We start from the raw sequence: 22,782 nt of genomic DNA on the forward strand, positions 1-22,782 counted from the left end.
TATGGCTGTGCTTTTTTTTGGCGTTTAACCGGGAAATAAATGCCAGCTACTCCTATACAACACAAGCAAACAGCTACAATGAGAAAATTACTACTGATCGTTACCGGCATCGCCCTCGCCCTGCAACCGGTACAGGCGCAAAAAAAGAAGAACGTGGACAGCGCATCGGCTGTTATTACCTATGGTTTCAGCAGCAATGGGAAAGCCATCCCCGGCAACGAACTGCAATTGATGATTGATCATCACCGTGCACACATTGTTAGCGGTGGCAGGAAACAAAAAGAAGAGCAGTTCCTGGAATTGCAGGAGCAGGCTACCCTGCAGGTGTTAAGTCTTCCCAACGGGGAAGTATATACGTTAAAAAAAGCCTTTTCTGGATATACCACCCCGGAGTTACTGCCGGATACCGCTACCATCCTCGGATATGTATGTAAAAAGGCAAAGCTGCTTATCCGTTCCAATACCATAGAAGTATGGTATACCAATGATCTCCCGCTGAAAGGCACTCCCAATCTTACTATTGCGCCCGGCCTGGGCCTGGTGCTTAAAACGGTACGTAACGGCAACAGCGAAACGGTTGCAAAGAAAATTACCTGGCGTAAAATAACGGCTGAAGAACTGGCCTGGCCATCCAATACCGGTACCCTGGTAAACGATGCCGCGTATACACGGCAGGTAATAGACAGTCGCTATACCACCCTCCCCGTGTTTAACCAGGAACAGATCAGCTGGGGCAATAATACGCCTAACCCTCCCGGTGAGCAACTGAACCAAACCTATCATTTCGCGGGTGGCACCGTGATCCTTAAAAAAGTAAGCCTGCCGGCAGTGAAGAAGGGCCAGACATTATTTGCGGAACTCAGGCAATACTCCAACGGGGATGCGTACGACAGAACCGGTTCCGTATTTATGATCCCCGCAGATAAAGCCATCTCTTTCCTGGATGGTTTGCAAAAGGGCGTTGGGACGTTACCATTATTTACGGCTAAAAACGGCAAGCAATACCAGGGCATGGTGGCCACTGATAATTATTTGCCGGCACTGGAAGTATTGCGCTTTTTTACGCCATTCGGCGTACGGCAGTTTAACAATCAGGTAAAGATTGCCGGTTACAACTGGGCGGACTCTGTGATTTACAAACAAGACATCACAGAGCTGCACAGCCGCCTTCAGGGCGATGTGTGGCTGGGCGTATATATTGGCAATTACGATAAAGGCGGGCATAAAGTAAGTCTTAGTCTTAAATATTACCCCGGCGATCCGGAAGATGAAAACCGGCCGTCAGCCAACTGGATATACCCGGTTTTCAATACCACCAACCTAATGGAAATGGCCGGGCAGGAGTATGCTACCCTGTTTGATAAAGACTCCCTGAAAGTAACCGTCACCATTCCGGAAGGGGTTAAAAATATTCAGTTAAGGTTCCTGACTACCGGCCATGGTGGCTGGGGCGGAGGCGATGAGTTTAATCCTAAACAGAATGAAATTTTTGTAGATGGGAAACGGGTGTATCATTTTATTCCGTGGCGCACAGATTGTGCTACCTATCGTTTATCTAACCCGGCATCCGGCAACTTTGGCAACGGGCTTTCCTCCTCTGATCTAAGCCGTTCCAACTGGTGCCCGGGCACGCTTACTTCACCGGTGTTCATCTCGCTGCCAGATATCACTCCCGGACAGCATACCATACAGGTGGCTATTCCGCAGGGAAAGCCGGAAGGGACCAGCCAGAGCTTCTGGAACGTATCAGGTACACTGATCGGAGATAAAAAATAATTTTTCCGGGATGCTGTATCTGCTGTATCCCGGATGTCATAATCCGGAATTATTTATCCACTTTCGCACTATGAACGATTTATACCAGGGCATATTAGAAGGTCTTCACCAGATGACCTGGCTGGAAGCAGTAGCTGTTTTTTTTGCTGTCTTGTCGGTCATCTTTCAAAAAAATAATAACATACTGGTATACCCTACCGGCATCGTGAGCACGGGTATTTATACCTATCTCCTGTCGAGAGAGCATTTCAAGCTATATGCCGATGCCGCGCTGAACGCGTATTACCTGGTGATGAGCGTATACGGCTGGATCTATTGGGCAAAAAAAGGCCCGGAGGAGCCGGCAACGCCAGTAATGCGCAGTACCAGTAAAGAATTGACCACCGCGGTTTTCATTGCACTGGCCGGCTGGGGGATTTTTTATTTCCTGCTAAGCCGTTTTTCCGATTCCAATGTGCCGGTGATGGATGCCTTTGTATCCGCTACTGCCTGCGCGGGTATGTGGTTGCTGGCCAGGCGGAAACTGGAAAACTGGATATTCCTCAATATTTCCAACCTGGTAGCCATCCCGCTGTTAATATATAAGCATTTGTATCTTACTGCCGGGTTAACCGTCTTTTTATTTACCATTGCCATATTCGGGTATCTTAGCTGGAGAAAAGAAGTGTTGCAAAGAGAAATGTCTCATAAATGAAGAAAGTAGTTGTTATAGGACCTGAATCTACCGGGAAGAGCACCCTCAGCGAAAAGCTGGCGGCACATTTTAATACCGTATGGACGCCGGAATATGCGCGTGAGTATCTTGATCAACTCCAACGGCCGTACGAAGAATCCGATCTGCTGGAAATTGCCGCCGGCCAGATAGCGCTGGAGCAGCATATGGCCCGGCAGGCCAATGGGGTGTTGATCTGTGACACCGACCTGTATGTAATTAAGGTATGGAGCGAACATAAATACGGCCGCTGTGATCCGCGGATTTTACAGCAAATTGCCCGCCAGCAGTGCGATTTGTACCTGCTCACCTATGTTGATTTGCCGTGGGAAGAAGATCCGCAGCGGGAATATCCCGACCCGGAAATGCGCCATTATTTTTATGACATTTACCGGGAAATCGTCAGCAATTCCGGTGTTGAATGGGAAGATATCAGGGGTACTTATGAAGAGCGGGAAGCCCTGGCAATAGCTGCCGTGCAGCAGTTGCTTAACCGGCCCTGATTATTTTCTGCCGGTAACCAACTCCATAATATCAGGGTCCGGCGAGAGGTTACGCATTTGCACCAGTATCTTACGCTGCCGGTAAGCCGTGATCCGCGCAGGCGGATTAATGGTATATTTAAGCGGGTTAGGTAAACAGGCGGCAATCATAGCGGCTTCTTCCCTGTTAAGGCTGGCGGCGCTTTTTTGATAGTTGGCCTGGGCCGCCGCTTCCACCCCAAACACGCCCTCTCCCATTTCTGCCACATTCAGGTACACTTCAAGGATACGCTGCTTACCCCAAATTTTTTCAATCATGAAAGTGAAGTATACTTCCAGCCCTTTGCGGAACCAGCTGCGTCCCTGCCAGAGGAAAACATTTTTTGCTACCTGCTGACTGATCGTGCTGGCGCCTTTGATTTTTTTGCTTTGCTGGTTGTGCTTCATCGCCTTTTCGATGGATTTGAAGTCGAAACCATTATGATCTGTAAAAAGCTGGTCCTCGCTGGCTATCACGGCCAGTTTGGCGTGTTGGGATATTTCATCGTAATTCACCCAGGATTTCTGAAGTTTTTTATCTGTTCCCCAAAGGCTGAACCAGCTGGAGATTTCTGTAATGGTAATAGGCGGGTTCACCCATTTCAGCAAGAGGATGTATAAAAATTGTGCAACAATTAAAACCAGTACTACTCTCTTCAGTCTCCTCCACGTTCTGGGAACAATGCCTTTTAAATTCATTGCGTAGGTTTAGAAAAATCGGGACGAAAGGTAGGCTAAAAACCTGAAAGTGAAACACAATCGTTAACTTTATATATGCTATTAAACGTACACCCGGATAACCCGAATCCCCGTCATTTAAAAACGATTATTGAATGTTTAAAAGACGGGGGAATTATTATTTATCCAACTGATACGGTTTATGGTTTAGGCTGTGATATTACCCAACACAAGGCCATAGAACGTATTGCGAGGATTAAACAGATAGATCCGAAAAAAGCAAACTTTTCCTTTATCTGTTACGACCTGAGTCATTTGTCGGACTACGCGAAAAGTGTGGATACGCCCATTTTCCGTATGCTGAAAAAGGCATTGCCTGGTCCGTACACCTTTATTTTGCCTGCCAGCCGCATGGTGCCCAAATTATTAAAAACGAAGAAAGACACTGTGGGTATCAGGGTACCGGATAATAATATTTGCCGCACTATTGTAAAAGAACTTGGCAATCCCATTATGAGTACTACGTTGCCGATAGAAGATTACGTGGAAGAATATACGGACCCGGAGATCATTTATGAGAAATTCGGCAACCAGGTAGATATTGTAATAGACGGAGGACCCGGCGGTATGGGTTTTTCTACCGTTGTGGATTGTACCGGTGCAGAACCGGTGTTGGTCCGTGAAGGCATTGGCAGTTTTGAAGAAATATCCTGATATATGCAGCGATGGTGGATAAGTGTGGTTTGTTTATTCCCCGGCATGATAGCCGGGGCGCAAACGCTTACATTGAAACCGGCAGCCCCGGTGTTGTCGGTGGCAGTGAAGCCACTGTCGTTTACGTTGTGTGATACTACCGGATTCCTGTTAAAACCGGCAACACTGCTTTCCGCTTCCACCCGGAAATTCCCGACCCCGGTTCCTGTAGCTGCCCCGGTTTACCGTCTTGCAGCCGATGCATATTACCAGCAGCACTTTGGTTTTTTTTGTAAGAAAGAATGGGTTTGGCAAAAACAAACAGGCGTGCCGCTCAAGTTCCGTTTAGGAAGCTATTCTTACGCCCAGCAACAGGAAGGAAAACGTTAATTTCTTTTACTGTATTTGTTTTGGAAGATAATAATTGACGAAGTCAATAATTATTAGTTGACCAGGGCAAATATATTTTAAAAAGAGAAATATGATTAACCAGGGTGAAAAAGCCTACTGAACGGATATTCTGATAAATATTTTGGGGAGATAAAAGCGAATATATCCGCTTATATCTCCCCAAATCTTTTAAAATCAAAAATGACCAAATCAAGCAAATCAGTATAATCAGCGTAATCAGTGCTCCAAGACAATTTAAAATCGCCGGAGGCGATCCCTAATTATTTAATCCCCAGTTTCTTTGCAACATCTGCCGGTAAGGCTTTTTTGTTTACCATGTAACAGGTGGTTTTATAGGCAAAGTAAGGCTCAGAAGCGTAGAAATATCCCTGACCCGGATTATCGGTACCCCAGGAGTTTTTCACGCGGAAGTATTTGTTTCCGTTCTGATCTTTTACCAGGCCTACAATATGCATACCGTGATCATCCTGTGTTTCGAAGTTATCGAAAGCCTGTTGGCGTACTTCAGGGGTGATTGTTTTTTCTTTGCCTGGTTCCAGGAAAGCATTTTTTCTTTCTTCGGCGGTCATATCCGTCCAGTCTTTTTCAGGAACGATAGCCAGTCCGTCTTTAAAATTGAATCCTTTTTCGCTTACATCAGCGGCCCATGCAATGGAATAGCCGTTCATGATAGCATTTTCAGCGATGGCGGTAAAGTCATTCAGGTTTACGTTATATACTTTTTCCCAGTTCCAGTTATCCGGTACTTCCAGTACAAACTGTGAATTGTACGGGTGGTGTGTGAAGGAAGAAATCAGTACGTAATCATCGGCGTTCAGGCCCAGTTCTTTTGCGAAGGTCTGCGGCGTATAGGTTTTACCGTTATACTGGAATTTTTCCGGAGCGTCGCCCATATAGGCATTCAACACGCCGTCGAAAGCTTTTGACCAGTCGGGGTTGATAGTGCCCTGTGCATTGCCTATTTTATTCACCATACCTTCCAGGAGGCTTTCCATTTCAGCGTGGTTGTACATTTTACCTTTATTGCCATCGTAGGCTGTTTGTGGCACCAGTCCATATTCACGGAGGCAGAGCAGGTCATCCGGGAAACCGCCGCCTTCACCGAAGTTGGCTTTTCCATGCATGCGTACATAGTTAGCGGCTTTCAGCGGATACATTTTGCGTACCACGTACATTTCACTGAGGTTCAGTCCTTTATTTTTACCGGTGCGAAGTATTTCTGATTCAAAGAAAGACAGGCCGGAAAAAGACCAGCAGGTGCCGGTACGGCCCTGGTTTTGCACATCACCTGCGTCCAGGTTCTTTAAAACGGTAAACTGATAGTGGCTTCCCTCTGTGTTGGTACTGCTTTGTGCATATGCGCCTACGCTGCAAAGCATGGCTGCACACATTATCCATTTCTTCATGAGTATATCAATGATTGGTTTAAAACAAAGGACCAAAAATAAGGGAAAGCGGGTATTTGACAGACGAAAAGATGGATGAACGGGGCTTGCTACAGCTACTTTTAAAGATTGTTCACGTGAATTACAGTTATTTCTCCTGGTAATGATTGCGGGTGATTTCCCATTCCCAGAGGTCTTCTCCTTCTTTATTTTTAAATGTACCTACAAATCGCATCCCCGCTTTTTGTAATATTTTAACGGAGGCGTTATATTCTTCTTCGGTGTGGGCAATGACCCGGTGCACATAAGAATGTCCGAAGGCAAAGCGGATAAGGCCTTCAGCCATTTCAGTGCCCAATCCTTTTTCCCGGTAGGCGGCTGTTATTTCATACCCCATTTCCACAAGCCCATCTTCATTGGGCTTGCCTTTGAAGCCGCCGGCGCCAATCAGCCGTTTATCGGCGCGGTGAATCACCAGGTAAAAGAACCAGCCAAGCATGGCGGGGTCGTTGCGTAATTTATCATACGCCACCAGAACCATTTCGGGATACTCCGTCCAACCTTCCGGAACAGAAATGCCAAGCAGGTCGGCCAGGTGATCGTTGCCCTGTAATAGCAATTCGAAATGCTCCAGTGAGCACGGCAACAATTGTAGTCGAGGTGTTTGGATCATGTTTGAAAACTAGTAAACTGTTTTGGGAAAAACAATAGCGGCTTTTAGCATTTAATTCATTAGCTTTTAGCATTTAACAATCCCGCCGGGGAAATATTCCCGCGAATCAGATGTTACCTGCTAAAAGCTAATTGCCACAGCCGAATTTAGTGCGCCTCCAGCCAGTTATTACCGGTGCCCATTTCCGCTTCAACCGGAACCGACAGCGGTAAGGCGTTACGCATAAGATCTAATATAAGGGGTTTAATAATCTCCAGTTCAGAACGGTGCGCATCAAAAACCAATTCATCATGTACCTGCAACAGCATGCGGGACTTGAGGTTTCGTTCTTTGAATGCTTTATGTATAGCGATCATCGCCAGTTTAATCATATCTGCAGCAGTACCCTGGATAGGCATGTTAATGGCGTTCCTTTCGGCAAAGCCACGTACCACCGCGTTAGAGGAGTTGATGTCCTTTAACCAGCGTTTGCGTCCCAGCAGGGTTTGAACATAACCATTTTCTGACGCAAATTTTATCTGGTCATCCATATATTTTTTGATAGATGGATACTGTGCAAAATAGTTATCAATCAGCATTTTGGCCTCACTGCGCGGAATGCCCAGGTTTTCCGACAAACCAAAGGCGCTTACGCCATAGATGATGCCGAAGTTTACGCTTTTAGAATTGCGGCGCATATCGGACGTAACTTCTTCCAGGGGAACGTTATACACTTTTGCTGCCGTAGCCGCGTGGATGTCTATTCCCTGCTGAAACGCGGCCATCATTTCTTTGTCTTCGCTGATGGCGGCAATAATGCGCAGCTCAATCTGCGAATAATCGGCAGACAGCAACACAAATTCCTCGTTGCGCGGAATGAAGGCCTTCCTTATTTCGCGACCCCTGTCTGTACGAATTGGGATGTTCTGAAGGTTGGGGTTATTGGAGCTTAAACGGCCGGTTACTGCCACTGCCTGGTTATAGGAGGTGTGTATCCGGTTGGTACGTCTATTCAGCAATAACGGCAACGAATCTACGTAAGTGGATTTCAGTTTACTAAGCTCTCTGAAAATAAGGATATCCTCTACTATTTTATGTTTGCTGGAAAGCTTTTGAAGGACATCTTCACCGGTGGCATACTGGCCGGTACGTGTTTTCTTTGCTTTCGGGTCCAGTTGTAATTTTTCAAACAACACTTCTCCCAATTGCTTGGGCGACGCCAGTTTGAAACGAACGCCTGCCTGTTCGTACACACTTTCTTCTGCCCGTTTGATTTCTATTTCCAGCTCCTTTGAATAGTCTGCCAGCGCTGTAGTATCGAGGGCAATGCCTTCGTACTCCATGTCGGCAAGAACTTTCACGAGTGGGTTTTCAATATCGTAGAATACTTTGTCCACAGCCTTTTCGGGCAACAGCGGCGCAAATCTTTCTTTCAGCTGCAATGTTATGTCGGCATCTTCCGCAGCATATTCTTTGATCTTTTCTATTTCCACATCCCGCATGCTGCCCTGTCCTTTTCCTTTTTTGCCAATCAGGGATTCTATGGAAACCGGCTCATACTGAAGGTATTGCGCGCTCAGCACATCCATGCTCCTGCGGCCTTCCGGCTCAATCAGGTAGTGGGCCAGCATGGTGTCAAACAGGGTGGTGGTAATTTCCATGCCGTACCATTTCAGGATCAGCATATCATACTTGATATTCTGCCCGATGAGTACAATGGAGGGGTGCTGGAACAGCGGTGTAAATTCATGAATGATGGCACGGGCAGCAGTGTTGTCTGCCGGCATGGGAATGTAATACGCCGAACCTTTTTTAAAGGAAAAGCTCATACCTACAATTTCCGCATCATTGGCGTCGGTGCCGGTTGTTTCGGTATCAAAAGACACTTCTGACTGTTGCAGTAATTGCTGCAGCAGGGCCGTTCTTTTTTCCAGGGTATCAATTACCTCGTATTCATGCGGGGTGTTGTGAATATTTTTATCTGCCAGCAGGATGTTGCCGGTTTCCACTGTTTCTGTGGTGACGGTTACTTCTTCTGTAACAACAGTGCCGAAGAGATCTGTTTGTACCACCCGCGCTTTAGCTTCCACACTGGCGCTGCCGGCAAAACCATCTCCCAGTATTCTTTTACCAAGTGTTTTAAATTCCAGCTCCATGAAAATGTCGGTGAGCTTTCCTTTATCGCAATCTTTGATACAGAAATCTTCTTCATGGAAGGTAACCGGAACATTTGTGATGATAGTCGCCAGTTCTTTGGACAGCAGGGCATTTTCACGACCGGCTTTGATTTTCTCTCCCATTTTACCGCCAATGGTATCGGCGTTATCCAGCACATTTTCAAGGGTGTGATATTGTGCCAGTAATTTCATCGCTGTTTTTTCACCGATGCCTGCAATACCGGGGATATTGTCCACTGCATCACCCATAAGGCCGAGGATATCAATCACCTGGTGTACATCTTTGATCTGCCATTTTTCACACACTTCCTTGGGCCCCATGATTTCTTCCTTGTTGCCCATGTATGGGGGCTTGTAGATAAAGATATTATCACGGACCAGTTGCCCGTAATCTTTATCCGGGGTTACCATATAAACGGTGTAGCCTGCATCTGCGGCCTGCCATGCGAGTGTACCTATTACGTCGTCCGCTTCATAGCCATCCAGCTCTACTACGGGAATATTGAAGCCTTCAATGATCCGCTTGATATCCGGTAATGCATCCAGCAGGTCTTCCGGGGCATCTTCCCGGTTGGCTTTATAGTCAGTATAAGTGGTATGACGCTCGGTAGGCGCGTGCGTGTCAAACGCAACGGCTATGTGAGTAGGCTTTTCTTTATTAATGAGGTCCAGTAAAGTAGTGGTAAAACCAAACTGCGCATTGGTATTTCGACCCGCACTGGTGATGCGGGGATTCCTGATCAGGGCGTAATAAGCCCTGTAAATCAGTGCCATGGCGTCCAGTAAAAATAATTTCTTTTCCATTGCTAAACCTACAAGATTTAATTTGAATCTGCAAAATTAAGATAGTACTACCATATACGGTGAGGATGTAACTTTACAAATAAAAAAAATCAAAAAAGAATGAATAAAATTTATCATTTGTCGACCTGCGGAACCTGTAAGAAAATCCTGGAAGAAACGAAGGCAAAGGAGCGCGGATTTATTTTGCAGGACATCAAGAAAGATAAGATCACGCCGGCGCAGCTGGATGAAATGAAGGCGCTTTCCGGCAATTATGAATCTTTATTCAGCCGCAGATCGCAGCAGTACAGGCCGATGGGACTGCATGAAAAGAATTTAACGGAAGATGATTACCGCAGCCTGATATTACAGGAGTATTCTTTTCTGAAACGCCCGGTGGCTATTACCGGCGGAAAGATCTATACCGGTGCGGAGGTGAAAAATATTTAGCAGGAGAACATTTTATGGATACTGAAGAAAAAAGGGACGGCTGAATTCAGCCATCCCTTTTTTAATAATCTCAGAGGGATTGTACGAACTGTTGTACGACCTGTTTGTACTGGTTCATATCCTGTTCATGGTGAAAAGACCGGAAGGGGAAGCGGGCTGCTTCGTCCAGTGCCGTTTTCAGGTGAAAACGTTCCTGCGGAAGCGAATAGAAGTACCCTTTCTCCATCAGGTATTCACCCAGGTATACCTGCTCTGATTGTCCGGGTGTAGGGATAAGAATTGCTTTTTTATTCAATTTGGCCAGATCCATGAGGGTGGTATACCCGGAGCGGCTTAATACCATATCTGATGCCAGCATGGCATCGTTTAATTCGCTGGCGTTGAGGTGATTAATTTGTGTAACACCGGGGGCCACCTGTTCATGTTGCGGGATGCCGGGTTTTCCGCTTACGATCAGTGCGGTGATGGACAAGGATTTGATCTGGTCCAGGATCAGTTTTTCCAGGTTGGTGCGTTGTGGCTCCGGCCCGGAAATCAGCACCAGCAGATCGTACTTTTTTTCCACGCCCGGTTTTTGCTCAAACCGGCTAAGACAACCGATATAAGTGGTATGCGCAGGTAATTGGCCGGGATGCGCCAGTTCGCCGGAGAGATTGTTACTGCCGGGATAATCGGGAATCCAGCAGGCGCTGTATTTGTTAATGAAACGATAATTTATTTTTTGCAGGGTCCGCTCTATCCAACCGCCAAAAGGTGTTTTAATCAGCAGTTGGTGGGTAATGAAAACAGTGGGGATATTTTTATGATATAAACCGAAACGGTTGTCTGAAATAACTGCATTGATTTGATACTCAGCGACTATCTTCTTCAGCCATCGTTGTTCATAGTTTACCGCACGGAAAATTTTAGGTATTTGCTGAATGATTTTCAGTCCAAAAAACTGTCCTTTTTGTGCATATTGGATACGGTAGCCGGGGAGCGGAAGTATGGTCAGTTGCGGGAATTCCTGCTGTAACAGGGCCGCGTGTTTGCCTTCAGCCGCAATAAAAACCTGACAACCTGCGTTTAGCATTTCACGGATGAGCGGAATATCCCGGGTGGCGTGTCCAAGGCCCCAATCCAGGGGAACGATTAAAATTTTTCGGGACGAAATAATTGTGGACAAATATTTTAAAATTTTTTACGAATTTAGCTTAAATTACAAAAGGGCATTGTTAAGAAAAGGTAAACACTTCAGGAAGGTATTCAAAAATAGCCAGTATATAATTAGCAGTATGAAAAGTATAAAATGGATCGTAGTCTTTTTTCTTTGCGGATGCCTGGTGATGGAAGGGTGTAAAGTTTTTAAGAAAAACGATTGCGGTTGTCCTACCATGAATAAAAAAAGAATGCACTAATACGACGATCTGTTTGATAGCAACGACGACTTTGACAACGACTGACAACTAAACAATTTTTGCCTTATCTTTTTGAACTATCCTTTGATACCTGGCCAAACAATATTTCGGGGAACAGTCAAATTTTTTATTCATGAAACCTGTAGATAGAGATTTATTAATCCTGCTACATGAAGATAGGTACACGGAACAGCAGATTCAATCTGCGGTGAGACAAATCAGCGAAATGCTTTCGTTGATTGAGACGATGGATTATCTCTGTGCAGTTATGGAAGTTATGGATTGTAACAAAAGCCGGATTACCAGCAAACGAACCGTGCTGGAAAAAGCAATTTCACGTAAGTCGCATAAGCCTTTCGAATTTATTATTCACAAGAACTAGTAGCCTTACCTCTACAAATTCCCGTTATAGTAGCTTTGACCCGCTGCCCTTATCTGCCTGGTTTTGCTTTTTTTTAAATTCTTGTTGTACGTTTGCCATCAAATAAACGCAATTTACTGATGGCAGATTTTTCGCATCTGCAGGATTTCCTACATCCTGTTTCAAAGGCATTTTTAAACGATGACCAGGAATACGATCCATTCCAGGTGGGCGGTGTAATTGACGCATACGAAGATGACCATCATCCGGATATAGACGCAGCAGATATTATTCTGCTGGGTGTAGGAGAAGAAAGAGGCAGTGCATCCGGCAAAACGGATACACACGGTCCTGATGCCATCCGCCGCGAATTTTTCCGCTTGTACAACTGGCACCGCGATATTAAACTCGCAGATGTTGGCAATTTGTTGCCAGGTGCATTTCTTGCCGACGCATATGCAGCCATGAAAACTGTTGTTGCTGAATTATTAGCCGCTAATAAAACCGTCATCATCCTGGGCGGTTCACACGATCTTACCTACCCGCAATATAAGGCCTATGCGGCGCAGCAATTAATTATTGAAGCCACTGTTGCTGATGCGCTGATAGACCTGAAAGAAGACTCCAGTATCCGCAGCGAACGCTTTTTAATGGACATACTCACGGAGCAACCCAACTACCTGCGCCACTACAATCATATCGGTTTCCAGAGTTATTTTGTACATCCGCGGATGTTAGAAACGCTGGATAAACTTCGCTTCGACTGCTACCGTCTTGGCCGCATCCGTGAAAACATGGAAGAAGCGGAACCGGTACTGCGCCATTCAGACCTGTTCAGTCTTGATATCAATATCATCCGGCACACCGATGCACCGGCTAACCAGCTTTCACCAAATGGATTCAGCGGTGAAGAAGCCTGTTCCCTGGCCAGATACGCCGGCATGAGCAGCCGCCTCTCCTCTTTTGGTATTTACGGCTACCGCCCCGAAAAAGATAAAGAACATCTCACCGCCCGGCAAATTTCCCAGATGATGTGGTACTTTATGGACGGACGCGCCGTGAAAAATAAAGAAGCCCTGCTGGACGACCGCGATGCTTTCTGGGAATTTCATATAGCCTTCTCCGATATAGAAACAGTTTTTCTGAAGAGCAAGAAAACAGGCCGCTGGTGGATGCAGCTCCCCGACCGGGAATTTGTGCCGTGTGCGTATAACGACTACCTGATGGCCAGCAACAATGAAATGCCGGAACGCTGGTTGCGTCACCAGGAAAGACTCTGACCGTTGTTTTCTCCGTACAGGAATGTTCCCTGTACGGGGAAAACACTAAATATTGAGAAGGGTAGTTAATCTCTCTTTGATGAAAGCTGCTTTATGATCGGTAGAAATCATTTCATCATCCAATCCTTCCATCGTGCGTTTATGCATCTTTTCTACCCGCTCATCTATCTTCCTAAAATATTCTTCTTTCTTTGTTTCCCACGCCAGCTGTTCTACCTGGAGCTTTTGCTGCCGCCCGGTATTCAGGCTGGAATAGAGATGCCGGAGGGTGGTATTCAGTAAACTATCCAGTTGTTTATAGTAGGTAACAGCACAGTTGTACATGTTGTGGCTGTTGCCAAGGCATTGCTGGTAGCGGTTTTCAAGTGTGTCCAGCGCTGTTTGTTGTGATTGGGAATACGCTTTCGTGCACAGGAATACCGCGAGAAGGATGATCAGGTTTCGCATAGGGACTGTGTGATCATCAAATATACAAATTATATTTAATAATATACTAGTATCAGTAATCCTTCTCAACCAGGGAGCTTATTAATTGCCCAGTTTATCACCGATAGAGCCGGTACAGATATCTCCCTGTGGCAGCCCGTTCAGCCAGACTCTCAGGGATTCGGTACGCTGATTCGTCAGTTCGGTGAGGTAACCGGCGCGGCACATGGGAAATGCGCTGCCATAGCTTTTGGCTGCAGCGGGGTACATTGCCTGTACCTGCGCATCGCGGAATTGTATCCAGAGCCGCTGCGCGTCTTTCAGGTTTTTAATGAATGCTTTGTTGGCTGCATAGTCTTTCAGGATCAGCTGGTAAATATCATTCAGCTTCTTGTCGGCCTCCTTATATTCCTGGCCGGCTTGTTTATTCATTTCTGACTGTGACTGTGAAAAGGCGGCCATGCTGCCTGTAATCAATAAAAGAAAAAGAATAAGAGATTTCATGTTATAAAGGTTTGAAGAATTTAAAAGCATATACCATTGGCAGTTTTTCTTCCATTCCCCGGATATAGAAACGGCCATCTTTTTCAATTGTGTTACTGAAACAGTTATAGGGAGAATAATCAAATTCCTGGAATACCTGCAACTGCAATCCCTGCGCGGTTAATGCCGTAACTATTTCACTCAGCGGATGGTTCCAGGAATAGGAAGTATGCCGGATGCCGCTGCCGCCATCGGTATAAGTTCCGGTTGTTTCTTCCACAATGGTTTGGGTGTTAAAATAACTGTAGATGATCTCTTTAATGTTGTCGTCAAACATCCATATAACAGGATGAAAATCCGCCATCACGAATGACCCGCCGGGCTTCAGAAAATGATTTACTACAGCGGCCCATTTGTCGAGGTCTGGCAGCCAGCCAATAGTACCGTAAGAGGTGAATACGATGTCGAAAGCGCCTTCCAGGTGATGGGGTGTGCTATAAAGGTCGCAGCAAATGAAGCGGGCTTTTTTCTCCAATCCGGATTTAATAGCGAGTTCGTTTGCCAAAGTAATGGCTGCATCGGAAAGGTCCACTCCTGTTACCGTGGCGCCCATCCTGGCAAGAGATAAGGTATCTTGTCCGAAGTGGCATTGCAGATGAAGGATCTCCTTTTCCTGTACCGTTTCAAGTAACCGCAATTCTATCTCTTTCAGTGAATTTTTTCCACCGAGGAAGCCGGGCAGGTCATAAAAATCAGACTTAACGTGAACGCCTGTACGTTTATTCCAGAGCTCTTTGTTTGTTGAAAGATAATCAGGCAATGGGTCCATGACCATAGTATTTAAAGGGTACCTTAAAAGTTCTTTGATTCCTGGTGGAAGGGATAATACAGGTTATCCAAAAATAAAAGGTTTCCGTTAATGGAAACCTTTTATTTTTTAGCGGGATATTTCTTTTTAAATCACTACCAGCTCATAAAAATCGCCTGGCGTGAAATATTGTTTTGCCAGCTGCTGCAATTCTTCCGCGGTAATGGTTTTAATAGTTTTGATGTTATTATAGAAGTAATTCTCGTCCAGGTCGTTCAGGATGAGGTTTTTCCAGCGTTGGATCAGCTGGAAAGCGCCATCCAGGTCGCCGAGGATGGAACCGATCATATAGTTGCGAACGAGGTCCAATTCCTCTTTGGGCACCGGTTCGTTCTGCAGGCGGAGCAGTTCCTTGTAAATTTCATCGATGGTAGCTTCGCAAACATCGCGGCCGGCCTCTGTTTGAATATTCAGGGCACTGGTTTGACGGAAGTTATACAGCTGTGAATAAATGCCGTAGGTATACCCTTTTTCTTCCCGGATGTTGCTCATCAGGCGGGAACCAAAGTAACCGCCAAAGATGGTGTTTAACACCAGCATCTTCGGGAAATCGGGATGGTAACGGTTCGGGAAATGACGGGCCACACGCACGGCGCCCTGTACCCCATTTTCGTCATTAAAGATCCTGAATTTTTTCTCTTCTGCCGGCTGTATTGGCAGATCGAGTTTAACCAGGTGAGTATCCCCGTTCCATTGGGTGGTGCCAAAATATTGGTTCAGCAACGGGATCATGTTGGCGGGCAGGTTACCAGCCACAAAGATCTTACAGTTGTTGTAAGTATAATGCTTTTTATAGAACGCCTGCAGTCCTTCAGATTGCAATGCATCATATGCCATCATGGAGCTTACGCGGCCATACGGATGGAACTCCCCGAACAGGTATTTATCAATGAAACGGTTGCCTACAAAATCGCATTTAAGCAGGTTTACTGCCAGCTTTTGTTTCTGGTTCTGCTTATACAGGTTCAGTTCTTCTTCCGGGAATATTGGGTCCAGGATCACTTCCTGCAGCATGGGCAGCAGTACTTCCGTGTGCTTGGTGAGGCAGTGAAGCGTATAGGTTGCATTTTCATGGTATGCATTACGGTTCAGGTAAGCGCCGTGATAGTCGATGTTTTCATTGATTTGTTGCGACGTATGTTTGCTGGTACCGTTTTTCATGAGAAAGTTGGTAGCTGTAGCTTCCAGGCTTTCGCTTTCATACCAGCTGCCTGCAGGAAATACCAGCTCCAGCTGTAATGTTTCCTGTTCGTCAGATTTCATTACGTATACCGGGATGCCATTGTCCAGGGTGAACTGTTCATATGGCTTCAGTTTTATATCGAAATCCACCGCATCTTTAATGGGAGGGGCAATCGTTCTGTTCATCGTGTCTTATTTAAAGGGTGAGGGCCGAAAACAAGCCACTGCACTAATTTGCAGCGTAATAGTAAATGGTATTTGAATTCTTCTCATCAAAAAGCAGTTTCGCTTCCTCATGTATTTCTGCTGCGGTTACCACTTCATAATTTTCAAATTCGTGGTTCATCAGTGCGGCATCGCCCAGCAGTTCGTAAAATGCCAGGTTATTGGCACGGTTGAGTAAGCTCATGTCTTCAAAGGCCAGCAAGCTTTCCACGCGGTTTTTTACTTTTTGCAGTTCTCTTTCTGAGATGACTTCCTGTTGCAGTTTTTCCAATTCCTGCTGAATAGCTTTTTCTGCATCTTTCATTTTTACTCCTTTTACCAGTTTACCTTCTATGGTTAGTAAGCCGGCATCGAGGCTGCCAAAATGATAGCATTCAATATTGCTGAATAGCTTTTTTTCTTTTACCAGTACCTGGTTCAGGCGGGAGGAGCTGCCACCACCAAGGATGTCGGAGATGAGATCCGCTGCATAGTAACGTTTGTCGGTGCGGGCGTACATGTGGTAGCATTTATACAGTGCATCCAGAGGTACATTGGCTTTTACTTCCAGTTTATGTGCTGCTGTTTGGGCGGGTTCAACCGGCAGGTTGCGATAATACTTTTCGCCGGAAGGGATATCGCCGAACCATTTTTCTGCGAGCGCTTTCACCTGCTCCACGGTAACGTTGCCGCCTACAGAGAGGATCGCGTTTACCGGGCGGTAGTACTTAAAGAAAAATGCTTTTACATCTTCCAGTTTAGCATTCTCAATATGTGATAATTCTTTACCGATGGTCATCCAGCGATAGGGATGGGTAGTGTACGACAGCTCGCGCATTTTGTGCCATACATCTCCATAAGGTTTATTGATATAATGTTCTTTAAACTCTTCCGATACAACTTTGCGTTGCACATCCAGGCTTTTTTCATCAAAGGCCAGGGAGAGCATGCGGTCACTTTCCAGCCAGAAACCGGTTTCAATATTTTCTGCCGGAAGCTGAATGTAGTAGTTGGTCAGATCGCTGGTGGTGTATGCATTATTTTCGCCACCGGCCATTTGTAACGGCTCATCGTATGAGGGAATATTGATGGACCCACCAAACATCAGGTGTTCAAACAGGTGGGCGAAGCCCGTTTGTGCCGGATTTTCATCTCTCGCTCCCACATCATACAGCACATTTATTACCGCCATCGGCGTCGTATGGTCTTCGTGAACAATTACCCTCAGTCCGTTTGCCAGCGTAAACTTATTATAATGGATCATATCTTTTTATTGGTCAATACGGTAAAAATAGGGAATTACGGTAAGCTTTCAGCTCAAAGCGGCAAAAAGCTACTCCAGGTACAGTTCCTTCTTGTCGTAATTAATGGTAAGCGTGTAGTCCTTCCAGATATCATAACCAATAGAGCCGGCTACTTCTGTAAATACGCCGAGGTCGTCTATATCCTTGCTGTAGCTCACCGGCACGTTGGGGATACTGCGGCCGCCCATTTCCAGTGAGGGCACCGAACTATTGATGTAGTACAATACCTTCAGCATATCCTGTACGCGGTCTGTATTGATGGTGGGGAGCAGGGTATTGAGTTTGTATTTATCTACATAGGGCCAGTTAAAAAGGATGCCGTAGTCGCCGCCGGTGGTGATGTGATAGTGGCCGGGTAACCGGCGACCATCGGGCAGCTGGATGGAGGCGTCAATAACCGGGGTGCTGAAATTAAGCTGAAAATGCAGCAGCCTGCCGGTATTGCCGGTGGGGGTTTTGCCGGCCTTGTACAGTACGAGTTGTTTGGCCCGGTAGTCTATTTTAACGATGTATAGCTTTAGCAAAGCGATTCCTATGATGCCGTCCACCGGCCCCAGGGTACTGAGGTTTTCCAGGTATACTTTCACATAGGGTAACCGGAGTTCTTTGAGATAAAGGGCATTTAGTGTAGCCAGTTCTGTTTTGGCCATCGCATTGTTGGTGCCGGTTAAAAAGGCATTGCCGGCATTTCTCAGCTGTAGTTTAGCGGCAGTAGCGAGATTCATTACCGTTACTTCTGCTCCGCTGTCGAAAATAAAATGCAGGGTATCCGTACTACCGGAAACGGTAACGGGAATGATCAACTGGCGGTTTACCAGTTCAAAAGGAATGACGGCTACCGGTTTGCTGTTATCTGTTGCTGCTGCTGACGAGCCTCTGCGCTGGGCATGGGCAGGCATTAGGGCATAGCTGAATATGATGGTTACTGTCAATAAAAAGCGCCACATGACACAAATAACGTCAAAGAATACTTTTTATTGGCAATTTTTTAATGAGGAGTTCTTTATCCCGGCTCACCAGGCAGGTAGCGCGTGTGCCGATGTTTTTCAGTAATTCGCGGAACAGCTGAAGATTTGGGCCCAGGTTATTATTGATGCCCATGATAATATCGCCTGTCCGGAAGCCGGCTTTTTCCGCAGGTGATCCCTTGATAATATCGGTTACTTCTACCTTTCCGTCGATCAGGTAGATGATCAAACCGGTGTAAGAATAGTCGAACATATCACGGAAATGCGTGTTAGGCAGCATGTATATTTCCTTTTTGCTGTAGTTGAGGGTGATATTGAAACGGCGAAGCAAATCGTTCCCTATCATTCCGCCAAGAAAAGGATAAGCGGTAACGTTGCTTTTATCGTCAAACACATAAGTGGGCACATTCCGGAAACTATAGTTGCCGATGCGGAATTCATTTACCGTAGTGAGCGACATGGTCATCTTCCCTCCCAGGCCCTGTGCTTCTGTTTGTATGATCTTTTTGGTGCGGCGTTTTTTGCCTTGTAATACGCTGCTGTCGTTTACAAACTGGGATGACAGCAACAGGCACATACCGGCGCCGGTATCGAAATAATAGCGGTTGGTGATGGTGCGCACAGCGTTCTTCAGCGGAGCAGATATCAACGGGATCTGCGTGAGAGAAGGACGTAGCAGTTGACCTCCCCGGGGATAAGTATATTTTCCTTTGGAATAAATAATAATTTCTTCTGTATCGTAATCTATTGTAACAATATACCGGCTCAGTAAGCTATACCCGATGATGCCATCTACCTGTATACCGTACACCTGGCTGATCAGTTCATAATCGTTAATGTGGAAATCAAGGCTGTCTACCTTTAATCCCGGGAGTTTCAGTGAGTGACGCCGTGCAAAGGATACCGGTTTGGAACTGCCCAGCCCTTTTATGATCCGGTCGGAAGGTTCCATGCTTATTCCCAGCCTGAGGCAGGTGGTGGTATCAAGTGAAATGCCTGCGCTGCCGGTGTCGAGAATGAACTGAAGCGTGTCCGGATAATTGCTGACCAGTGCCTGGATGACTACTACTCCCCCGTAATATTGTTTGAAGTGGAAGCGCGTGAGCAGCATGGCTTCGCGAGTACTATCGTTTTCAGGCGTGGCATTTCCGGCTTGGGTGCTCATCGATATACCGGCGGCTGCCAGAAGCAGCATAACGTGTAACAGAATTGGTCTAAGCATACTTGGTTGATGCAGGGGATGTGTATACCTATAAATTTAACATTAAATAGTGTTCGTATAAAATATTTTTATTACAGGCGGTTAATTGCCTAAATACTACCTTTGTCAAAGTTATTCAGGGTTAGAAATATAGCACATGGAACTTCAGGATTTATACAAAAAGGCGCAGAACTTTGAGTTTCTGACAGCAGCAGAGGGCGTTTACCTGTTTGAAAATGCCCCGCTGGCAGAATTGATGGAAATAGCCAACGAGTTACGCAAGCAACAGGTTCCGCATGGAAAGGTAACCTGGCAGATCGACAGGAACGTAAATACCACCAATGTATGCACGGCCAACTGCAAGTTTTGTAACTTTTACCGCATTCCCGGCCATAAAGAGGCCTATATTACGCCAATTGAAGAGTACAAAAAGAAGATCGAGGAAACCCTTAAGTATGGCGGCGATCAGCTGCTGTTACAAGGCGGGCACCACCCGGAACTGGGTCTCAGCTTCTACGTAAATCTCTTCAGGGAACTAAAACAATTATATCCTGCATTAAAATTACATACCCTCGGGCCCCCCGAAGTTGCACATATCACCAAACTGGAAAAAAGCACCCATATAGAAGTGCTCCGTGCCCTGCAGGAAGCGGGTATGGACAGTCTTCCCGGCGCCGGTGCTGAAATACTGAACGACCGCGTACGCCGCCTTATCTCCAAAGGAAAGTGCGGTGCACAGGAGTGGTTGGATGTAATGCGTGCGGCACACAAGCTGAACATTGCCTCTTCGGCAACCATGATGTTTGGTCACGTGGAAACCGTGCTGGAACGTTTTGAGCACCTGGTGGATATCCGGCAGGTACAAAGCGAAAAGCCGGAAGGACACTATGGCTTTACCGCGTTTATTCCCTGGACTTTCCAGGATGTGGATACCCTGCTGGCAAGGATCCGTGGCGTACACAACATGACTACCTCGGAAGAATATATCCGCATGATCGCCATGAGCCGCATCATGCTGCCGAATATTAAAAATATCCAGGCATCCTGGTTAACCGTAGGTAAACAGGTGGCGCAACTTTGCCTGCACGCCGGCGCCAACGATTTTGGCTCTATCATGATCGAGGAAAACGTGGTAAGCGCTGCCGGCGCCCCGCATCGCTTTACCTACCTGTCTATGCAGGAGGCGATCCGCGAAGCTGGTTTTGAACCGCAGTTACGTACGCAACTGTACAAATTCAGAGAGCTGCCTGCTGCTATCGAAGAGCAGGTGATCAACTACTAATGCAGCGGAGGTTGTCTTGGACACTGATTACGCTGATTTTGCTGATTAGCTTTTGGAGATTCGGGGAGAATTTAGCGGAGGTTGTCTTTGACACTGATTATGCTGATTTTACTGATTAGATTTTTGTGATTTGAGGAGATTGGTGGAGGATAACAAGGGGGTGAATAAAGATTGCTTAAAGATAGACGGTGAAATGCGTCGTTTATACTTATTATATGCTTATTATATGCTTAGTACATGCTTAATACATGCAGTTAACACGGAGGTGATGTGGAGGTGACGTGGACTTGATGCCAGGATCGCTTACCACAGGGCTTTACGGGCGAAATTTTTTCGGGCGTTATACGCAATACTACCCCATCAGAGAAACGGTACGCCAATATACCGGTGAAAGTGATTGAACGGCATTCAGTAAATTTTTGCTGTTAAATGCCGCTCATCTTCTTAAATTATTTAAGAAATAGCAACTCGGAAAGCCGTTTAAATTCACTGAATTTTCCGAAAATCCTATAAAAAGCTAAAAACATACCAATATTCCATAGAAACTGCCGGATATTAAATTAAAATCCGGCCAGTACATTCATCTTCCAAAATCCTTCTAAAAATCAAAATAGTAATCAGCAAAATCAGCGTAATCAGTGTCAAAGACAACCTACGCTAAATTCTCCCCCAAATCTCCAAAAGCTAATCAGCGTAATCCTGAGTAAGACAACCTCCGTTGTGCATAAACTATTCATTAGCAAATTATTAACAAGTCTCAAAGATTTGTTAAAACTGCCGGGGTGATGTTACAAATCGCTCTGTTCCACGTCTAACAGATACAAACTAACTAATCAAACTAAAGGAGGGAATATGAAAAAGCTGGGTCTTATCATGGCAGGATTTGCAATCATCGCCATGGCAGCCTGTTCAAGCACCAAAGTAACGTCTTCCTGGCGTTCCAATGATGCACAGCAACTGCAAAAGGATAATAAAATAATGGTAATGGCGCTGGTACCTCAGAGAGATCGTACCCTGCGCAGCCAGATGGAAAATTACACCGTATCGGAACTGAGAAGAAAGGGATATAATGCCATGTCTGCACTGCAGACCTATGGCCCCAACGACATGGCTAAAATGACGGAAAAGCAGGTGTTGAAGCAATTACAGGGAAGTGATGTAAACCAGATCATGACCATTGTAATGCTGGATAAAGGCAGGGAAAGAAACTTTGTTCCCAGTTACTCACCTTACGGTTATTATGGCTTCTGGCCCTATTACTCTATGTGGTCATCCAGGATGTATGCTCCCGGATATTATACTTACAATACCAAGTATCAATGGGAAGCCAACCTGTATGATATGAAGAGCGGACAAATGTTGTACTCTGTACAATCACAGTCTTTCGATCCGCCAACAACGGAAAGAATGGCCGTATTATATGCACAACAGGTAGTAAAAGATATGGCTAAACAACAGTTGTTAGCAAAACAGTAACGGTAATAAATAGAGAATAAACAGCCGCTGGCTCTTAGTTTTTATACAATAAAGCTAAAGGTCAGCGGCTATTTTACTGCCCGCAGGTTGGATTTTACGGGAAATCGGTGTA

22 protein-coding genes are annotated in these 22,782 nt (G+C 45.8%); 10 read left to right on the top strand and 12 right to left on the bottom strand.

Going from position 1 to position 22,782, the window contains the following annotated elements; translation table 11 throughout:
* Positions 1-78 precede the first annotated feature (78 nt).
* The 3 genes from QFZ51_RS03460 to QFZ51_RS03470 all read left to right on the top strand — a co-directional run bounded on the left by QFZ51_RS03460 (position 79) and on the right by QFZ51_RS03470 (position 2,991).
* The gene (locus QFZ51_RS03460; protein WP_429043175.1) at positions 79-1,776 is read left to right on the top strand and encodes a PNGase F N-terminal domain-containing protein; all 1,698 of its coding nucleotides are present in this window, start codon (positions 79-81) and stop codon (positions 1,774-1,776) included.
* A gap of 70 nt (positions 1,777-1,846) precedes the next feature.
* On the top strand, positions 1,847-2,470 hold the full coding sequence (gene pnuC / locus QFZ51_RS03465; RefSeq protein ID WP_429043177.1) for a nicotinamide riboside transporter PnuC: 624 nt from the start codon (positions 1,847-1,849) through the stop codon (positions 2,468-2,470).
* Positions 2,467-2,991, top strand: coding sequence for an AAA family ATPase (locus QFZ51_RS03470; protein ID WP_429043180.1), 525 nt, complete (start codon positions 2,467-2,469; stop codon positions 2,989-2,991). The genes pnuC and QFZ51_RS03470 overlap by 4 nt, the downstream gene beginning before the upstream one ends.
* On the opposite strand, the gene mtgA is transcribed toward QFZ51_RS03470, so the two are convergent.
* Entirely contained in the window at positions 2,992-3,708 is a 717-nt protein-coding gene (mtgA, locus tag QFZ51_RS03475) for a monofunctional biosynthetic peptidoglycan transglycosylase (RefSeq protein WP_429043183.1), read from the bottom strand.
* Between the two features lie 75 nt (positions 3,709-3,783).
* Between mtgA and QFZ51_RS03480 the strand changes: the two genes are divergently transcribed.
* Positions 3,784-4,401, top strand: a complete 618-nt coding sequence (locus QFZ51_RS03480; protein WP_370908894.1) for an L-threonylcarbamoyladenylate synthase — start codon at positions 3,784-3,786, stop codon at positions 4,399-4,401.
* 3 nt (positions 4,402-4,404) lie between these two features.
* Entirely contained in the window at positions 4,405-4,770 is a 366-nt protein-coding gene (locus tag QFZ51_RS03485) for a hypothetical protein (RefSeq protein WP_429043186.1), read from the top strand.
* A gap of 281 nt (positions 4,771-5,051) precedes the next feature.
* Here the strand turns inward: QFZ51_RS03485 and QFZ51_RS03490 are convergent, their stop codons facing one another.
* The 3 genes from QFZ51_RS03490 to polA all read right to left on the bottom strand — a co-directional run bounded on the left by QFZ51_RS03490 (position 5,052) and on the right by polA (position 9,809).
* Complete coding sequence (locus tag QFZ51_RS03490; RefSeq protein WP_429043189.1) at positions 5,052-6,197, bottom strand: aminopeptidase C; 1,146 nt, start codon at positions 6,195-6,197, stop codon at positions 5,052-5,054.
* Positions 6,198-6,324: 127 nt separating this feature from the next.
* Positions 6,325-6,849 (bottom strand): GNAT family N-acetyltransferase, encoded by a 525-nt coding sequence (locus QFZ51_RS03495; RefSeq protein ID WP_370908897.1) that lies wholly within the window; start codon positions 6,847-6,849, stop codon positions 6,325-6,327.
* Positions 6,850-6,995: 146 nt separating this feature from the next.
* Positions 6,996-9,809, bottom strand: a complete 2,814-nt coding sequence (gene polA, locus QFZ51_RS03500) for a DNA polymerase I (RefSeq protein WP_429043192.1) — start codon at positions 9,807-9,809, stop codon at positions 6,996-6,998.
* A 99-nt stretch (positions 9,810-9,908) separates the two neighbouring features.
* Here polA and QFZ51_RS03505 point away from each other — a divergent pair, with 99 nt between their 5' ends.
* Positions 9,909-10,238, top strand: coding sequence for an arsenate reductase family protein (locus QFZ51_RS03505; protein ID WP_429043194.1), 330 nt, complete (start codon positions 9,909-9,911; stop codon positions 10,236-10,238).
* Between the two features lie 70 nt (positions 10,239-10,308).
* On the opposite strand, the gene QFZ51_RS03510 is transcribed toward QFZ51_RS03505, so the two are convergent.
* The gene (locus QFZ51_RS03510) at positions 10,309-11,403 is read right to left on the bottom strand and encodes a glycosyltransferase (RefSeq protein ID WP_429043196.1); all 1,095 of its coding nucleotides are present in this window, start codon (positions 11,401-11,403) and stop codon (positions 10,309-10,311) included.
* 365 nt (positions 11,404-11,768) lie between these two features.
* Between QFZ51_RS03510 and QFZ51_RS03515 the strand changes: the two genes are divergently transcribed.
* A complete protein-coding gene (locus QFZ51_RS03515; protein ID WP_079471515.1) occupies positions 11,769-12,017 on the top strand; it encodes a hypothetical protein in 249 nt (82 codons plus the stop codon).
* A 119-nt stretch (positions 12,018-12,136) separates the two neighbouring features.
* A complete protein-coding gene (locus tag QFZ51_RS03520; protein ID WP_429043200.1) occupies positions 12,137-13,276 on the top strand; it encodes a formimidoylglutamase in 1,140 nt (379 codons plus the stop codon).
* A 45-nt stretch (positions 13,277-13,321) separates the two neighbouring features.
* On the opposite strand, the gene QFZ51_RS03525 is transcribed toward QFZ51_RS03520, so the two are convergent.
* From QFZ51_RS03525 to QFZ51_RS03555, 7 genes are all read right to left on the bottom strand, one after another.
* The gene (locus QFZ51_RS03525; RefSeq protein WP_429043203.1) at positions 13,322-13,723 is read right to left on the bottom strand and encodes a lysozyme inhibitor LprI family protein; all 402 of its coding nucleotides are present in this window, start codon (positions 13,721-13,723) and stop codon (positions 13,322-13,324) included.
* An 81-nt stretch (positions 13,724-13,804) separates the two neighbouring features.
* Complete coding sequence (locus QFZ51_RS03530) at positions 13,805-14,206, bottom strand: lysozyme inhibitor LprI family protein (protein WP_429043205.1); 402 nt, start codon at positions 14,204-14,206, stop codon at positions 13,805-13,807.
* A 1-nt stretch (position 14,207) separates the two neighbouring features.
* Complete coding sequence (locus QFZ51_RS03535) at positions 14,208-15,014, bottom strand: class I SAM-dependent methyltransferase (protein ID WP_429043207.1); 807 nt, start codon at positions 15,012-15,014, stop codon at positions 14,208-14,210.
* Positions 15,015-15,140: 126 nt separating this feature from the next.
* Positions 15,141-16,421 (bottom strand): M16 family metallopeptidase, encoded by a 1,281-nt coding sequence (locus QFZ51_RS03540; protein WP_370908905.1) that lies wholly within the window; start codon positions 16,419-16,421, stop codon positions 15,141-15,143.
* Between the two features lie 43 nt (positions 16,422-16,464).
* On the bottom strand, positions 16,465-17,703 hold the full coding sequence (locus QFZ51_RS03545; protein WP_429043211.1) for a M16 family metallopeptidase: 1,239 nt from the start codon (positions 17,701-17,703) through the stop codon (positions 16,465-16,467).
* Positions 17,704-17,772: 69 nt separating this feature from the next.
* The gene (locus QFZ51_RS03550; RefSeq protein WP_429043213.1) at positions 17,773-18,690 is read right to left on the bottom strand and encodes an aspartyl protease family protein; all 918 of its coding nucleotides are present in this window, start codon (positions 18,688-18,690) and stop codon (positions 17,773-17,775) included.
* A 13-nt stretch (positions 18,691-18,703) separates the two neighbouring features.
* Positions 18,704-19,906, bottom strand: a complete 1,203-nt coding sequence (locus QFZ51_RS03555; RefSeq protein WP_429043215.1) for an aspartyl protease family protein — start codon at positions 19,904-19,906, stop codon at positions 18,704-18,706.
* A 163-nt stretch (positions 19,907-20,069) separates the two neighbouring features.
* Here QFZ51_RS03555 and mqnC point away from each other — a divergent pair, with 163 nt between their 5' ends.
* A complete protein-coding gene (mqnC, locus tag QFZ51_RS03560) occupies positions 20,070-21,194 on the top strand; it encodes a cyclic dehypoxanthinyl futalosine synthase (protein ID WP_370908909.1) in 1,125 nt (374 codons plus the stop codon).
* An 873-nt stretch (positions 21,195-22,067) separates the two neighbouring features.
* On the top strand, positions 22,068-22,670 hold the full coding sequence (locus QFZ51_RS03565) for a hypothetical protein (protein ID WP_370908910.1): 603 nt from the start codon (positions 22,068-22,070) through the stop codon (positions 22,668-22,670).
* Positions 22,671-22,782 lie beyond the last annotated feature (112 nt).

Origin of the sequence: Chitinophaga sp. W3I9 (assembly GCF_050434025.1) — a bacterium.
In the GTDB taxonomy this organism is placed as follows: domain Bacteria; phylum Bacteroidota; class Bacteroidia; order Chitinophagales; family Chitinophagaceae; genus Chitinophaga.

What these genes read in the sequence shown, in the direction of transcription:
- QFZ51_RS03460 (WP_429043175.1), top strand. Translation starts at nt 79, where the DNA reads ATGAGAAAATTACTACTGATCGTTACCGGCATCGCCCTCGCCCTGCAA.
- pnuC (WP_429043177.1), top strand. Translation starts at nt 1,847, where the DNA reads ATGAACGATTTATACCAGGGCATATTAGAAGGTCTTCACCAGATGACC.
- QFZ51_RS03470 (WP_429043180.1), top strand. Translation starts at nt 2,467, where the DNA reads ATGAAGAAAGTAGTTGTTATAGGACCTGAATCTACCGGGAAGAGCACC.
- mtgA (WP_429043183.1), bottom strand. Translation starts at nt 3,708, where the DNA reads ATGAATTTAAAAGGCATTGTTCCCAGAACGTGGAGGAGACTGAAGAGA.
- QFZ51_RS03480 (WP_370908894.1), top strand. Translation starts at nt 3,784, where the DNA reads ATGCTATTAAACGTACACCCGGATAACCCGAATCCCCGTCATTTAAAA.
- QFZ51_RS03485 (WP_429043186.1), top strand. Translation starts at nt 4,405, where the DNA reads ATGCAGCGATGGTGGATAAGTGTGGTTTGTTTATTCCCCGGCATGATA.
- QFZ51_RS03490 (WP_429043189.1), bottom strand. Translation starts at nt 6,197, where the DNA reads ATGAAGAAATGGATAATGTGTGCAGCCATGCTTTGCAGCGTAGGCGCA.
- QFZ51_RS03495 (WP_370908897.1), bottom strand. Translation starts at nt 6,849, where the DNA reads ATGATCCAAACACCTCGACTACAATTGTTGCCGTGCTCACTGGAGCAT.
- polA (WP_429043192.1), bottom strand. Translation starts at nt 9,809, where the DNA reads ATGGAAAAGAAATTATTTTTACTGGACGCCATGGCACTGATTTACAGG.
- QFZ51_RS03505 (WP_429043194.1), top strand. Translation starts at nt 9,909, where the DNA reads ATGAATAAAATTTATCATTTGTCGACCTGCGGAACCTGTAAGAAAATC.
- QFZ51_RS03515 (WP_079471515.1), top strand. Translation starts at nt 11,769, where the DNA reads ATGAAACCTGTAGATAGAGATTTATTAATCCTGCTACATGAAGATAGG.
- QFZ51_RS03520 (WP_429043200.1), top strand. Translation starts at nt 12,137, where the DNA reads ATGGCAGATTTTTCGCATCTGCAGGATTTCCTACATCCTGTTTCAAAG.
- QFZ51_RS03525 (WP_429043203.1), bottom strand. Translation starts at nt 13,723, where the DNA reads ATGCGAAACCTGATCATCCTTCTCGCGGTATTCCTGTGCACGAAAGCG.
- QFZ51_RS03530 (WP_429043205.1), bottom strand. Translation starts at nt 14,206, where the DNA reads ATGAAATCTCTTATTCTTTTTCTTTTATTGATTACAGGCAGCATGGCC.
- QFZ51_RS03535 (WP_429043207.1), bottom strand. Translation starts at nt 15,014, where the DNA reads ATGGACCCATTGCCTGATTATCTTTCAACAAACAAAGAGCTCTGGAAT.
- QFZ51_RS03540 (WP_370908905.1), bottom strand. Translation starts at nt 16,421, where the DNA reads ATGAACAGAACGATTGCCCCTCCCATTAAAGATGCGGTGGATTTCGAT.
- QFZ51_RS03545 (WP_429043211.1), bottom strand. Translation starts at nt 17,703, where the DNA reads ATGATCCATTATAATAAGTTTACGCTGGCAAACGGACTGAGGGTAATT.
- QFZ51_RS03550 (WP_429043213.1), bottom strand. Translation starts at nt 18,690, where the DNA reads ATGTGGCGCTTTTTATTGACAGTAACCATCATATTCAGCTATGCCCTA.
- QFZ51_RS03555 (WP_429043215.1), bottom strand. Translation starts at nt 19,906, where the DNA reads ATGCTGCTTCTGGCAGCCGCCGGTATATCGATGAGCACCCAAGCCGGA.
- mqnC (WP_370908909.1), top strand. Translation starts at nt 20,070, where the DNA reads ATGGAACTTCAGGATTTATACAAAAAGGCGCAGAACTTTGAGTTTCTG.
- QFZ51_RS03565 (WP_370908910.1), top strand. Translation starts at nt 22,068, where the DNA reads ATGGCAGGATTTGCAATCATCGCCATGGCAGCCTGTTCAAGCACCAAA.